The sequence below is a fragment of the Sphingomonas sp. genome, assembly GCF_031426035.1.
In the GTDB taxonomy this organism is placed as follows: domain Bacteria; phylum Pseudomonadota; class Alphaproteobacteria; order Sphingomonadales; family Sphingomonadaceae; genus Sphingomicrobium.
On sequence record NZ_JANPKO010000034.1, the window covers coordinates 1 to 13,183 of the forward strand.

Here is a 13,183-nt window from a genome sequence, read left to right on the forward strand (position 1 = left end):
ACCAGGCCCCCGCCTTCGCGGGGGCTGCGGTTCAAGCACCCGCGGTGCTCGTGCCTTGCGCGACAAAAGCGAAAGCGAGTGCACGACATGAAACTGAACGAACTCAAGGACAACCAGGGCGCCCGCAAGAGCCGGATGCGCGTCGGGCGCGGCATCGGCTCGGGTAAGGGCAAGACCGCCGGGCGCGGCCAGAAGGGCCAGAAGAGCCGCTCGGGCGTGTCGATCTTCGGCTTCGAAGGCGGCCAGATGCCGCTCCACATGCGGCTCCCCAAGCGCGGCTTCAACAACATCTTCGCCAAGGATTTCGCCGAGGTGAACCTGGGCGCGATCCAGAAGTTGATCGACGCCGGCACATTGGACGCCAAGGGCACGCTCGACCACGCCGCGTTGAAGGCGGTCGGCCTCGCGCGCGGCGGCAAGGACGGCGTGCGCCTGCTCGGCAAGGGCGAATTGAAGGCCAAGCTCAATCTGAAGGTCGCCGGCGCGTCGAAGGGCGCGCGCGAGGCGGTCGAGAAGGCCGGCGGCAGCGTCGAGATCATCGAAGCGCGCGATCCCGCCGCGCTGGCCGCCGCCAAGAAGGGCAAGGTCCGCGCCAAGCGGCTCGAGGCCAACGCCGAGAAGACCGCCGCCAAGTCGGCCGCCGACAAGTCCGCCAAGAACGCGTGACCGTATTCGGCGGCTAGGGGCTTCGCACAGGCCTCGCACTCACTATATCGGGCGGCGGGGGGCTGATGCCCGTCGCCGCCTGTTTATTTTCTAGGGACATTCCATGGCATCCGCAGCCGAACAAATGGCAGCCAACATCTCGCTGTCGAGCTTCTCGAAGGCGACCGAGCTCAAGAAACGGCTGTGGTTCACGCTCGGCGCTTTGGTGCTGTTCCGCTTCCTGTCCTACGTCCCGATGCCGGGCATCGACCCGCGCGCGATGGCCTCGCTGTTCGCCACCCAGCGCGGCGGCGTGCTCGATTTCTTCAACACCTTCTCGGGCGGCAGCCTCGAGCGCATGAGCATCATCGCGCTAGGGGTGATGCCGTACATCACCGCCTCGATCGTCGTTCAATTGGGCGCCACGCTCTACCAGCCGTGGCTCGCGCTCAAGAAGGAAGGCGAGACCGGGCGCAAGAAGCTCAACCAATACACCCGCTATCTGACCGTGCTGCTGACCACCATCCAGGGTTATTGGATCGCGGTCGGGCTGGAGAGCCTCGGTGCCAGCCAGGGCATCGCCGCGGTGGTCGAGCCGGGCATGCTGTTCCGCGTCGCCGCCACCATCAGCCTGGTCGGCGGCACCCTGTTCCTGATGTGGATCGGCGAGCAGATCACCAGCCGCGGCATCGGCAACGGCATCTCGCTGATCATCATGGCCGGTATCGTCGCCACCCTGCCGCGCGCGCTCGCCCAATTGTTCGAGGGCGGCCGCACCGGGACGATGGACCCGCTGATGATCGCCACCATCGTCTTCCTCGCCATCGGCCTGGTGCTGTTCATCTGCTTCGTCGAGCGAGCGCAGCGGCGGGTGCTGGTGCAATATCCCAAGCGCCAGACCGCGCGCGGCGCGATGCAGCAGGAGCGCAGCCACCTTCCCTTGAAGATCAACATCGCGGGCGTGATCCCGCCGATCTTCGCCTCGTCGCTGCTGCTGATGCCGCTGACCGTGCTGCAGATGGCCGGCTCCAAATCGTCGCCCGACAGCGGCGACTGGCTGATCACCGTCAGCACTTTCCTCCAGCACGGCTCGCCGCTCTATCTCGCGCTGTACGGGCTGGGCATCGCCTTCTTCTGCTTCTTCTACTCGGCGGTGCAGTTCAACAGCGAGGAAACCGCCGAGAATCTCAAGCGCCACGGCGGCTTCATCCCCGGCATCCGCCCGGGCAAGGCGACCGAGAATTATTTCGATTATCTGGTCAGCCGCATCACCACCGTCGGCGCCGCTTATCTGGTGCTGATCTGCCTGATCCCCGAGATCCTGTTCAGCCAGGCCGGGGTGCCGTTCTACCTCGGCGGGACCAGCCTGCTGATCGTGGTCAACGTCACCATGGACACCGTCGCGCAGATCCAGAGCCACTTGATCGCCCACCAATATGGCGACCTGATCAAGAAGGCCAAGCTGAAGAGCGGGCGCCGGCGCTAACGCGGCGACACGGCATGAGCGGTTTTCTTTTCCGCTCATCCTGAGTAGCGACTGAGCGAAGCCGAAGGCGCGTATCGAAGGACGGTTCAGTGAACATCATCCTCTTGGGCCCACCGGGCGCCGGCAAGGGCACCCAGGCGGCGCGCCTCCAGGCCAACCGCGGGATGATCCAGCTGTCGACCGGCGACATGCTGCGCGACGCGGTCGCCAAGGGCACTCCGGTCGGGGTCAAGGCCAAGGCGGTGATGGAAGCCGGCGAGCTGGTCAGCGACGCCATCGTCAGCGCGCTGATCGGCGAGCGGCTCGATGCCTCGGCCGAGCAGGGCGCGATCTTCGACGGCTTTCCGCGCACCGCTCACCAGGCCGAGGCGCTCGAGATGCTGCTCGACGAGCGCGGCCGCACGCTCGATCATGTGATCGAGCTGGTGGTCGACGAGGAGGCGCTGGTCGAGCGCATCGTCGGCCGCTTCACCTGCGCGGTGTGCGGCACCCCTTATCACCGCACGCTGAAGCTGACCCGCGAGCCCGGCGTGTGCGACGTATGCGGCTCGACCGAGTTCAAGCAGCGCCCCGACGACAATGAGCAGACCGTGCGCACGCGCATGGCCGAATATCGCGCCAAGACCGCGCCGATCCTGCCTTATTACGAGGAGCGCGGGCTGATCCGCCGCGTCGACGGAATGGCCCCGGTCGAGCAGGTCGCAGCGCAAATCGACGCCATCCTCGACAGCTAGCAGCGCCCGCGCCATCATCGCCGCCGGACAGCAGGGGGCAGGTGATGATCAGATGGTTTTGCGCGGCCGCGGCGATGGCCCTGATCGCGGCCCCGGCCAGCGCCGAAGTCGTCGCCAGCTCGACCAACGGCCTGCACATCCGCCACGGCGTCGAGCTGGCGGTCCCCGCAGCTGACGCCTACCGCGCCTTCACCGATGTCGGCGGATGGTGGAACCTCGCCCACAGCTACAGCGGCCAGGCGGCTAATTTGACCCTCACCCCGCGCGCCGGCGGCTGCCTGTGCGAGCGGCTGCCCGACGGCGGCGGGATCGAGCATCTCCACGTCACCATGGTCCAGCCGGGCAAGCAGATCGTCCTCACCGGCGCGCTCGGCCCCTTGCTGTTCCAGGCCGCGACCGGGGTCATGACGGTCAAGTTCGAGCGCCTCGGCGGCGGCTCCAAGGTCACCCTCGACTATCGCGTCGCCGGCTTCGCCACCGGCAACGCGGACAAGCTCGCCGCGCCGGTCGATCAGGTGCTTGGCGAGCAATTGAAGCGGTTCGGCGCGTTCGCCGCCAAACCGCCGGGGACCTGACCCGCTCCATCCGTTCGTCGAAACGCTCATTGACTCGGGCGATTGACCCAAGTCACTATCGCAATTGCTGAATTTCATTCGAAAGGCGAGCTGATGCGCCCTGTGCTGACCTTGATCGTTGCCGCTGCCGTGCTTCCCGCCGCCCCCGCCTGGGCCGGCGACAAGAAACCCAAGGACCCCACCGAAATCGTCTGCAAGCGCGAGCGCTTCGTCGGTTCCAACCGCACCGAGAAGATTTGCAAGCCGCGCCTCGAATGGGAGCATGAGCGCACCGACTCCCAGCGGTTGCTCGACACCGGCCGCAATTTGCGCGTCGACAAGCCGATCCCCGGCGGCGGCTGAGCTTAAGCCGGCGCCCGCTCGAGCGTGACGAAGCGATAGCCGGGGCGTCCGTCCGCGGCCGGATGCTCCTCGCTCCACGTCTCGCGCCAGTCGCCGCCGCCGCGCGGGTCGGGCATCGCCGTGTCCCCCGCCACGTCCGCCAACACCTCGGTCAGCTCGATGCGCGTCGCCCTCGGCAGGAACAGCGCGAACACCTCGGCCCCGCCGATCACCGACACCGGCGCATCCCCGGCCAGGTTGAGCGCGTGATCGGCATCGCGCGCTACCTCAACCCTGTCGGCGCGCCAGGCGGGGTCGCGCGTCAGCACGATGTGGCGCCGCCCCGGCAGCAGCCCGGGCAGGCTGGCGAACGTCCGCCGCCCCATCACCATAACGCTGCCCATGGTCAGCGCCTTGAACCTTTTGAGGTCGGCCGGGAGGTGCCACGGCAGCTTGCCCTCGCGCCCGATCACGCCATTCTGCGCGCGGGCGACGACGATCGTGATTGGCGATCTGCTCATCGCTTTGCTTTGCGGCCAGCAGGCGGCGATGCCAAGCCCGCCAATTGCCGCTAAGACACCGCGCATGGCCACCACGCCCGCCTCCCATGCCGCGCTGATCGCCGACGTCCGCGCGCGTTTCGGCGCCAAGGCGGCGATCACCGACCCCGCCGACATCGCGCCGTGGCTGACCGACTGGCGCGGGCGCTTCCACGGGCAGGCGGCGGCAATCCTCGCCCCGGCCTCGACCGCCGAAGTCGCCGCCATCGTCGCCCGCGCCGGCGAGCTTGGCGTCGCGCTGGTGCCCCAGGGCGGCAACACCTCGATGGTCGGCGGCGCCACCCCGCCCGCCGACGGCTCGGCGCTGATCCTCTCGCTGCGCCGGATGAACCGCCTGCGCAGCATCGACCCCGCCGCCAACCTCGCGGTGGCCGAGGCGGGGATGATCCTCGCCGACCTCCACGCCGCCGCCAATCAAGCCGACCGCCGCTTCCCGCTGACCCTCGGCGCGCGCGGCAGCTGCACCGTCGGCGGGCTGATCGCGACCAACGCGGGCGGCACCCAGGTCCTGCGCTTCGGCACCATGCGCGCCTTGGTCGCGGGGCTCGAAGCGGTGCTCCCCGACGGCTCGGTCCATGACGGGCTCGCCGCGCTCAAGAAGGACAATCGCGGCTACAGCCTCGATCATCTGCTGGTCGGCTCGGAGGGCACGTTGGGGGTGATCACCGCCGCCGCGCTGCGCCTGGTCCCCGCGGTCGCCGCGCGCGCGGTGGCTTGGGTTGGCCTCGCCGACCCCCACCGCGCGCTCGACCTGCTGCGCTTCCTCGAGGCGCGCACCGACGCCGTCGAGGGGTTCGAGCTGATCTCCGGCAGCGGCCTTGCCCTTGCGCTCGAGCACATCCCCGGCACCCGCAACCCATTGGCCGGCGATCACCCGTGGCACGTCCTGATCGAAGCCACCGCCGCCGACGCGGCGGGCGATCCCGGTGCGATGCTCGAGAAGTTACTTGCTCAGGCACTGGAAGCCGGCCTGGTCGCCGACGCCATGGTCGCGTCGAGCGAAGCGCAGGCCGACGCTTTGTGGCGCATCCGCGACTCCCTGTCCGAGGCCGAGCGCGCCGCCGGCCCCTCGACCGCGCACGACATCTCGGTCCCGGTCGCCGATTTGCCGCGCTTCCTGACCGCCGCCGCGGCCGAAATCGAGCGCGCCTTTCCCGGCACCACCGCCACCGCCTTCGGCCACCTCGGCGACGGCAACCTTCACTTTCATGTCCGCGCCGGCGCCCGCGCCAAGCCCGGCTGGCTCGAGGCGGAAGGCGAGGCGATCACGCACATGCTCGACGACCTCGTCACCGCCGCCGGCGGCTCGATTTCCGCCGAGCACGGCATCGGCCAGATGAAGCTCGCCGAGTTCGAGCGCCTCGCTCCCCCCGGCCGCCTCGCCGCCTTACGCGCAATCAAGCACGGCCTCGACCCCCACGGCCTGTTGAACCCCGGCAAGCTCGTCCGCTAGGTATGTCGCGATGACCGCGCGCACCGCGACCAAAGGGCAGGCGCATGGACGCGCCGCCACCACCAACCGCCAGTACGCGGTCGCGCTCGGCCGCGCCTTTGCCGGGGCCGTCATTTTCAGCGTGCCGCTGTTGATGACGATGGAGATGTGGTGGCTCGGTTTCTACCTCGAGCCGTGGCGGCTGTTGCAATTCACGCTGGCCAACATGGTTCTGCTCTATTTCCTGTCGCGCGTCGCCGGCTTCGAGGAATCGCACAACTGGCTCGACGACATTCTCGACGCGTTCGCCGCTTACGCCGTGGCGGTGGCCGCGGCCGCCGGCTGGTTGTGGTTGATCGGAGTGATCCGGCCGCACATGCCCTTGGCGGAGATCGCCGGAATGGTCGCGGTGCAGGCCGTGCCCGCCAGTTTCGGGGCGATGATCGGCGCCAAGCTGCTGGGCGAGGGTGACGAAATCGAGCGGCAGGAGCAGTGGCGCGACACCTATTCCGGCCGGATGTTCCTGATGCTGGCCGGCGCCTTGTTCCTCGGGTTCACGGTCGCGCCGACCGAGGAAATGATCCTGATCGCCTATCAAATGAGCGCGTGGCAGGGCCTTGCATTGGTCATCCTGTCGATCGCGGTCCTGCATTCCATCCTCTATCTCGTCGGGTTCGCCGGCCAGAAGGCGCGGTCGGAACCTGGTGGAGCGGTTGGACTGCTGCGCCATTCGCTTCCGGGCTACGCGATCGCCGTGTGCGGCTGCCTCTACATCCTGTGGTCGTTCGGGCGGGTGGACGGATCGGATCCGCATCACATCGCGATGAGTCTGGCGGTGCTTGGATTTCCCGCGTCGATCGGCGCTGGAATCGCTCGGATCGTGGTCTAGGCGGAGGGGCGATTGGCAAAGCAACAGCGCGATCCGGTTCCACCGCTCGAATGGGCGGCTGCGGCGTTCGGCCTGGTGGCCGCGCTGCTGCTCCTCGGCATCATCGGCCGCGAGGCGGTCGCCGGCAATGATGAGTCGGTGCCGGTTCTGGTCGCGGAGGTCGAACGGGTCGCCGCCACCCCGACCGGCCATGTCGTCGAGTTCAGGGTCCGCAACCTGGCCGGCCAGACCGTCGCCGCGGTTCAGGTCGAAGGCACCATCAACCCCGGCCCGGAGGAAGAGGTCAGCAGCGCGTCGATCGACTATGTGCCCGGCCGGTCGCAGGCGAGCGGCGGCCTCATTTTCACCAACGATCCGCGCTCCGCTGAACTCGAGCTGCGCGTGACGGGCTACGAAATCCCGTAAATTGTCCCACGAGGCAGCAGCCGTATCGCCGTGTCGCGTGCCGACGTCACGAGCGTCGCTCCGCTAACGCCGCCGCTTGCCCCGCGCCAACGGCTGCAGCGCCTTGGCCAGCACGATCTGTGCCGCGCGCCGCCCGATCTCCTCGCCCGCCTCGTTGGAAAAGCGGTAGTGGACCCCGCCGAGCATCCGCGAGTCCGACACCTCGCCGACCCACTCATCCCAGCTCCCCAGCGTCAGCGTCACCGCATTGGGGTTGAGCAGCGAGCCGACCCGCACGCGCTGCCCCGCCTTCCACCCGCTGGCGCTTTTCATCACCTCGCCGATGACCGCCGCCGCGGTGCAATGCCCGCACGGATATTCCTGGAAATTGGGGGTCGAAATGAGCGGCACCCACGCCGGGTCGTGCTGCGTCGCGGGGTTGCCGTCGCGGTCGCCGTTGCGGATCGCGGTCACCGGCCGCCAGTAATCATAATGCTGCTTGGCCACCACCATCGCCTGCACCGCGTCGTCGAACGCCATCTGGTACACCGCCAGCAGCCGCGCATTGTCGACCAATGAGCGCCCCGCCGCGTCGGTCGCCAGCCGCACCGACGGGGTGATGTCGAACGCCTGGCGGTAGCGCGCGACCAGCGTCTGTTTCGGCGTGCGCTCGCTGCTCGCCTTGCCCCCCAGCCGCCGCACTTCCTCATAGTCGCGCGCATATTCGGCGCTGGTCAGCGCCGGCGGCGGCGGCGGGCGCAGCGCCTCGGGGCCATCGACCACCCACGGCTTGAACCCTGGCCAGTAGCTGTCGAGCGAGGGCAGCGCCGTGGCCACCCACTCGCCCGGCACAGTGCGCGGCCGGTACGGCACTTGCTCGACCGCCGGGTCGATGCCCCCGGCATCCATCGCCAGCGCCGCGGCCTGCAACCCGACCGCCTTGCCCGCCTCCTTCGCCGCGCCGTCGGGGATCGCGGTCATGACGAACAAATAGCTCTCGTCGAGCGCGCTTTTGTTGGCGGGATAATGCTTGAGCAACACCGCGTGCGCGGCAGTCGCCGCCGCCGCGTCCTGTGACGCCGCGCCCGATGCCGCCGGCATCCCGAGATGGCTGTGGTAGCGGCGGTCGATCGCGTTGACCGCCTCGAACATCGCCAGCGCCGCGCGCGTCGTCACCCGCTCCATGTCGGGCGAGCGCGGCCCCGGCATCCCTTGCGCGGCATTGTAATAACGGTTGGCGACATCCCACCAGTCGGTCACCGTGTCGGCCGCCGCCGGCTGCGCCCATGCCAAGGTCGCGGCGGCGCTCACCATCAACAATTTACGCATGATTTCCCTCCTCGAGCACGCGGCCGGGCTTGCCCCGGCCTGTGTATGGCTGTATTAGCATGGTGGGACAGTCGAGGCAGGGATCGCGGCATGACCTTGAGCATCAAACAGATGATTGCCCGTTGCATCGAGCGCATGCGCGGCGGCGCCTGCGCGACCTGCGACAACCGCGAAGCGTGCCCCGCCGGCCGCTGGCAAAGCGCATTCGGCCCGCCGCCCGCCGACCGCGCCCCCCAGGCCAATCCACTGCTGGCGTTATTGGGTGAATTCGCCCGCGTCGCGGAGGGCCACATGGCCAACAGGCGCCAGCCGTTCCGGCGCGAGGTCGAGGCCGTGATCGAGCCGCTGCTGCCGCTCGGCGAAGCCGGCATCGACCGCGTCGCGCGTGAGCTCGGGGTCAGCCGCCAGACGCTCTACCGCCGCTTGAAGGCCGAGGGCACGACGTTCGAGGAGCTGCTCGACGCCAAGCGCCGCGCGCTCGCCTTGCGCTACCTCAAGCAGGAAAAAAGTTCGGTCAAAGCCGCCGCCTACCGCTTGGGCTTCTCCGACCCGGCGGCCTTCTCGCGCGCGTTCAAGCGCTGGACCGGCACCAGCCCAAGCGCCGCATAAATTCCGGGCGGAGTCCGCAGCCTCCGCCCGGGCTTAGTCTCACCGTGCCGGCAAAAACGTCACTTCGCGCATCAGATACTCGCCGGTGATCTCGCGCAAATTGGGATAGACCGTGGTCGTGGTGGTCCGCGTCGCGGCTTCGTTGGCGGTTCCCCACGCGCGCATGAAGGCGTCGTAGCGCGCTTTGTTCGGCGCCAGGTCGTTGGTCTTGTCGAAGGTCGCGACGAGGATCACGTTGAAGTCGCCGCTGTTGGGCAGGTCGCTGACATAGACCTTGTAGTCCTTCATCTGGCCGAGCTTCTTGGCCACCGCGTTGCTCGCCACCCAGGTGCCCCGGATGCCCTGGAGGTAATCCTCGACCATGTTCTCCTTGACCTTGATCGTGGTCACGTTGGAGACGCTGTCGCTGACCGTATAGTCTTGATACGGCTTGAGCTGCGCCGCCGCGGGCGTTGCCAGCGCGACCGACAGGCCGAGTGCCACTAGTGCATATTTCATGTTGGATTCCCCCAATTCAAGCCAAGGATCGCCGCCGGCGACTACGCTCTCCGCCATGCCCGCGACTCAGCATCAAACTCGAACGGAACGGCCGCATACCAACGCCCATTAACCGCGATTAACAAGCGGCAATGCGTGAGCGACGTTTGGTAGCCCGAATGATGGCACGCCCGGCAGGATTCGAACCTGCGACCTCAAGCTTAGAAGGCTCGTGCTCTATCCAGCTGAGCTACGGGCGCGTGCGGGGAGGGGTGTAACGGATCGGCGCGGCCCGCGCGACTGTCGGGAAGACTGCCTCAGGCCAAAACCGTCTCGAGCAGCCCTTCGAACAATCTTCGCCCGTCGGTGCCGCCGTGCGCCGGCTCGATCGCGCGCTCGGGGTGCGGCATAAGGCCCAATACGTTGCCCGCGTCGTTGAGGATCCCCGCGATGTTGCGCGCCGAGCCGTTGACGCTCTCGCCGTATTTGAAAGCGACGCGCCCTTCGCCCTCGAGCCGGTCGAGCGTCTCCGCATCGGCCTGGTAGTTACCGTCGTGGTGGGCGACCGGGAGATGGATCGTCTCGCCCGCCTGGTAGCCCGCGGTGAACAGGCTCTGGCTGTTCTCGACCGTCAGCGCGACCGTGCGGCAGACGAACGACAGCCCCGCGTTGCGCATCAGCGCGCCGGGCAGCAGCCCGGTCTCGGTCAGCACCTGGAAGCCGTTGCAGATGCCGATCACCGGCACACCGCGTGCCGCCGCGTCGGCCACCGCGCGCATGATCGGCGAGCGTGCCGCCATCGCCCCCGAGCGCAAATAGTCGCCGTAGGAAAAGCCACCGGGCAGCCCGATCAGGTCGATGTTGTCGGGTAATTCGCCGTCGCGGTGCCAGACCATCGCCGGGGCGCGCCCGAGCACCGCCTCGAACCCGACCGCGAGGTCGCGGTCGCAGTTGGAGCCGGGGAACACGATCACCGCGCTGTTCATGCTTATGCGGCCTCCATCCGCTCGATGCGGAAATTCTCGATCACCGTGTTGGCGAGCAATTTGCGGCACATCGCCTCGATCTCTTCATCGGGCGTGCCGTCGGCCAGCTCGAGCTCGATCAACTTGCCGGCGCGGACGTCGCTCACCCCCGCAAATCCCAGACCCTCCAGCGCATGGTGGATGGCCTTGCCCTGGGGGTCGAGCACGCCGGGCTTGAGGGTGATGAAAATGCGCGCTTTCATGTCTCGCAGGGGCCTTTCGCGAAGGGTCGCCGCCCCTATGACGGCGGCGGGCTTTCGCATCAAGCTTTACGATCTGTTTACCGGTTCGGCGCATGGTCAGGCTGCCGAGGCGTATTTTCGCGGGATCGGCAGTGGGGGAGGCAGGACATGATCGGGCTGGCAATCGCCATGTTCATCGCCGTGTTCGGCTGGGGCGCGCAATATTTCGGCTGGTCCGACCCGGAAGGGAAGGTCCAACTGGCGCTGTTCACCACCTTCATCCTCGGCGCGGTGTGCGGCTACAAGACCAAGGGCTGACGCTCGCCTACCGCAAACTTGGCGATCCTGCTCCGCGCGGCTAACCCGCCGGCATGATCCCGCTCCCGCCCTACGCCGATTTGCTCAAGCTGCGCATCGAGGACGGCGCCGATGGCCCGCACTACGTGATGCCGTTCCACGACGACGTCGTCGGCCGCCCCGGCTATCTCCACGGCGGCGCCATCGCCGGCCTGCTCGAGGTCGCCGCGTTCGGCACCTTGTCGCGCGCGCTCGGCGACGACCGCGTGGCGATGAAGCCGATCAACGTCACCGTCGACTACATGCGCGGCGGCACCAATCGCGACACCATCGCGGTGGCCACCGTCGCCCGCCTCGGCACGCGCATCGCCAATGTCGAAGTGACCGCGTGGCAAACCGACCGCGCCGCCCCGATCGCCGCCGCCCGCATCAATTTCCTGCTCGGCCGCCCCGCCTAATAGCCGCTGAGCTGCGCCACCCGCGCGCGGTGATACCGCGCATCGCCGAACAACTCGCCGAGCACCGCCGCGCGCTTCACGTAGAAGCCGATGTCATGCTCGTCGGTCATCCCGATCCCGCCGTGCATCTGCACCCCCTCCTGCACCGCCAACGCGCCGACTGACGCCGCCTTGGCCTTGGCCACCGACACCATCCGCTCGGCCTCGCCATCCCCCGCATCGAGCAGCTCGGCCGCCTTGAACGCCGCCGCGCGCGCAATCTCGATCTCGCCGAACAGATGCGCGGCGCGGTGCTGGAGCGCCTGGAACTCGCCGATCAACTTGCCGAACTGCTTGCGCTGCTTGAGGTAGTCGAGCGTCATCGCGCTCGCCCCCGCGGCAACCCCGACCAGCTCCGCCGCCGCCCCCGCGCGCCCGGCGCCGAGCGCGCGTGACAACGGCCCCCAGCCGCCATCGACCTCGCCCACCACCGCATCGCCATCGAGCGCGACTTTGTCGAACGTCAGCCGCGCCGCCTTCGACGCATCGGCCAGCGTGACATTCTCCACGCCGACCCCCGCCGCATCCCGCGCCACCGCGAACAACGTCAGCCCGTCGCTCTCGCCCGGCGCGCCGGCAGTCCGAGCGGCGACTAGAATAAGGTCCGCCGAGGCGCCGTGGACGACGAATTGCTTGGTGCCATTGAGCACGAACCCGTTGCCCTGCCGCTCGGCGCGCATGGCGACTTGCTCGGGCGCGTGGCGGCGCCCCTCGTCGATCGCCAGCGCGGCGACCGTCTCGCCCGCCAGGATGCCGGGAAACCACTTCTCCGCCTGCGCGCTGCCGTCGAGCGCGCGCACCGCGGCGACCGCGGTGGTCAGGAACGGCGAGGGGGTTAAATTGCGCCCGACTTCCTCCAGCACCAGCGCCGCCTCGGTCGCCCCCAGGCCCATCCCGCCATGCGCCTCGGGAATGCAGATCCCGGCCAGCCCCAGTTCGCCGAATTGCGTCCACAGCGCGCGGTCGAACCCATCCTCGCTCCCGCTGTCGCGCAACCGCCGCAACTGCCTGGCGATCGACCCCTCGGTGGCCATCACCTGAGCCGCCGTCTCCCGCAGCATCTTTTGGTCGTCGGTCAGCAGGCTCATCCCCTCGCCCCTTCAGGGGAGAGGGCGACTCGCGAAGCGAGCGGGGAGAGGGGAAGTCGAACAGTTTTGCGAACCTTCATCATCACGCCCCCGGCAGTCCCAAAATATGCTTGGCGACGATATTGAGCTGAATCTCGCTCGTCCCGCCCTCGATCGAATTGGCCTTGGTCCGCAACCAGTCGCGCGCCGCCTTGCCTTCGCGCGACCGTTCGCTGTCCCACTCCAGCGCGTCCGACCCGCCCGCCGCCATCACCAATTCATGCCGCCGCTTGTTCAATTCGGTCCCGGCATATTTCATCATGCTCGGCAACGCGGGATGCGCCTCGCCCGCCTTCAACTGGTCGAGGAAGCGCTCGCTCATCGCCGAGAACGCCAGTGAGTCGACATCGAACGCGGCGATTTCGGCGCGCAGCAGCGGCTCGTCGACCGGCCCCACCGCAGCGCCCAGCGATTCAACCCCGCCGAGCCCCATCCCGCTGATCATCTCCCGCTCGTGCCCGAGCAGATATTTGGCGACGTCCCACCCGCGGTTTTCCTCGCCGACGAGCTGGTCCTTGGGCACCTTCACATCGTCGAAAAAGGTCTCGCAAAACGGCGAGTAGCCGCTGATCAAAAGGATCGGCTTGGTCGTCACCCCCGGGCTGGCCATGTCG

At 68.2% G+C, this 13,183-nt stretch carries 18 protein-coding genes and 1 tRNA gene; 11 read left to right on the plus strand and 8 right to left on the minus strand.

Going from position 1 to position 13,183, the window contains the following annotated elements:
* Window positions 1-87: 87 nt before the first annotated feature.
* The 5 genes from rplO to RMP08_RS01995 all read left to right on the plus strand — a co-directional run bounded on the left by rplO (window position 88) and on the right by RMP08_RS01995 (window position 3,782).
* The gene (gene rplO / locus RMP08_RS01975; RefSeq protein ID WP_310467290.1) at window positions 88-666 is read left to right on the plus strand and encodes a 50S ribosomal protein L15; all 579 of its coding nucleotides are present in this window, start codon (window positions 88-90) and stop codon (window positions 664-666) included.
* 103 nt (window positions 667-769) lie between these two features.
* Entirely contained in the window at window positions 770-2,131 is a 1,362-nt protein-coding gene (gene secY / locus RMP08_RS01980) for a preprotein translocase subunit SecY (protein WP_310467291.1), read from the plus strand.
* 89 nt (window positions 2,132-2,220) lie between these two features.
* The gene (locus RMP08_RS01985; protein ID WP_310467292.1) at window positions 2,221-2,865 is read left to right on the plus strand and encodes an adenylate kinase; all 645 of its coding nucleotides are present in this window, start codon (window positions 2,221-2,223) and stop codon (window positions 2,863-2,865) included.
* Between the two features lie 44 nt (window positions 2,866-2,909).
* The gene (locus RMP08_RS01990; RefSeq protein WP_310467293.1) at window positions 2,910-3,440 is read left to right on the plus strand and encodes an ATPase; all 531 of its coding nucleotides are present in this window, start codon (window positions 2,910-2,912) and stop codon (window positions 3,438-3,440) included.
* A gap of 93 nt (window positions 3,441-3,533) precedes the next feature.
* Window positions 3,534-3,782: a hypothetical protein gene (locus RMP08_RS01995; protein WP_310467294.1), complete on the plus strand. Its 249-nt coding sequence runs from the start codon at window positions 3,534-3,536 to the stop codon at window positions 3,780-3,782.
* 2 nt (window positions 3,783-3,784) lie between these two features.
* Here RMP08_RS01995 and RMP08_RS02000 read toward each other — a convergent pair whose 3' ends face one another.
* The gene (locus RMP08_RS02000) at window positions 3,785-4,282 is read right to left on the minus strand and encodes a dihydrofolate reductase (RefSeq protein WP_310467295.1); all 498 of its coding nucleotides are present in this window, start codon (window positions 4,280-4,282) and stop codon (window positions 3,785-3,787) included.
* Between the two features lie 64 nt (window positions 4,283-4,346).
* Between RMP08_RS02000 and RMP08_RS02005 the strand changes: the two genes are divergently transcribed.
* The 3 genes from RMP08_RS02005 to RMP08_RS02015 are packed head-to-tail and all read left to right on the plus strand — an operon-like array spanning window position 4,347 to window position 7,047.
* Window positions 4,347-5,774, plus strand: coding sequence for an FAD-binding oxidoreductase (locus RMP08_RS02005; RefSeq protein ID WP_310467296.1), 1,428 nt, complete (start codon window positions 4,347-4,349; stop codon window positions 5,772-5,774).
* A gap of 10 nt (window positions 5,775-5,784) precedes the next feature.
* Entirely contained in the window at window positions 5,785-6,642 is an 858-nt protein-coding gene (locus RMP08_RS02010; protein WP_310467297.1) for a TIGR02587 family membrane protein, read from the plus strand.
* A gap of 12 nt (window positions 6,643-6,654) precedes the next feature.
* Window positions 6,655-7,047, plus strand: coding sequence for a hypothetical protein (locus RMP08_RS02015; protein ID WP_310467298.1), 393 nt, complete (start codon window positions 6,655-6,657; stop codon window positions 7,045-7,047).
* A 63-nt stretch (window positions 7,048-7,110) separates the two neighbouring features.
* Here the strand turns inward: RMP08_RS02015 and RMP08_RS02020 are convergent, their stop codons facing one another.
* Complete coding sequence (locus RMP08_RS02020; RefSeq protein ID WP_310467299.1) at window positions 7,111-8,355, minus strand: vanadium-dependent haloperoxidase; 1,245 nt, start codon at window positions 8,353-8,355, stop codon at window positions 7,111-7,113.
* A gap of 90 nt (window positions 8,356-8,445) precedes the next feature.
* On the opposite strand from RMP08_RS02020, the gene RMP08_RS02025 reads away from it, so the two are divergent.
* Window positions 8,446-8,964: a helix-turn-helix domain-containing protein gene (locus tag RMP08_RS02025; RefSeq protein ID WP_310467300.1), complete on the plus strand. Its 519-nt coding sequence runs from the start codon at window positions 8,446-8,448 to the stop codon at window positions 8,962-8,964.
* A gap of 39 nt (window positions 8,965-9,003) precedes the next feature.
* Here the strand turns inward: RMP08_RS02025 and RMP08_RS02030 are convergent, their stop codons facing one another.
* From RMP08_RS02030 to purS, 4 genes are all read right to left on the minus strand, one after another.
* Window positions 9,004-9,462: a hypothetical protein gene (locus tag RMP08_RS02030; RefSeq protein ID WP_310467301.1), complete on the minus strand. Its 459-nt coding sequence runs from the start codon at window positions 9,460-9,462 to the stop codon at window positions 9,004-9,006.
* A 162-nt stretch (window positions 9,463-9,624) separates the two neighbouring features.
* Window positions 9,625-9,701: transfer RNA gene (locus RMP08_RS02035), tRNA-Arg, on the minus strand.
* Window positions 9,702-9,758: 57 nt separating this feature from the next.
* Window positions 9,759-10,427: a phosphoribosylformylglycinamidine synthase subunit PurQ gene (gene purQ / locus RMP08_RS02040; RefSeq protein ID WP_310467302.1), complete on the minus strand. Its 669-nt coding sequence runs from the start codon at window positions 10,425-10,427 to the stop codon at window positions 9,759-9,761.
* A 2-nt stretch (window positions 10,428-10,429) separates the two neighbouring features.
* Complete coding sequence (purS, locus tag RMP08_RS02045; protein ID WP_310467303.1) at window positions 10,430-10,669, minus strand: phosphoribosylformylglycinamidine synthase subunit PurS; 240 nt, start codon at window positions 10,667-10,669, stop codon at window positions 10,430-10,432.
* 147 nt (window positions 10,670-10,816) lie between these two features.
* Here purS and RMP08_RS02050 point away from each other — a divergent pair, with 147 nt between their 5' ends.
* Window positions 10,817-10,966 (plus strand): hypothetical protein, encoded by a 150-nt coding sequence (locus tag RMP08_RS02050; protein WP_310467304.1) that lies wholly within the window; start codon window positions 10,817-10,819, stop codon window positions 10,964-10,966.
* Window positions 10,967-11,019: 53 nt separating this feature from the next.
* A complete protein-coding gene (locus tag RMP08_RS02055) occupies window positions 11,020-11,403 on the plus strand; it encodes a PaaI family thioesterase (RefSeq protein ID WP_310467305.1) in 384 nt (127 codons plus the stop codon).
* Here the strand turns inward: RMP08_RS02055 and RMP08_RS02060 are convergent.
* On the minus strand, window positions 11,400-12,530 hold the full coding sequence (locus RMP08_RS02060) for an acyl-CoA dehydrogenase family protein (protein WP_310467306.1): 1,131 nt from the start codon (window positions 12,528-12,530) through the stop codon (window positions 11,400-11,402). The genes RMP08_RS02055 and RMP08_RS02060 overlap by 4 nt on opposite strands.
* An 82-nt stretch (window positions 12,531-12,612) precedes the next feature.
* A partial coding sequence (locus tag RMP08_RS02065; protein ID WP_310467307.1) for an acyl-CoA dehydrogenase family protein occupies window positions 12,613-13,183 on the minus strand: 571 nt, incomplete at its 5' end.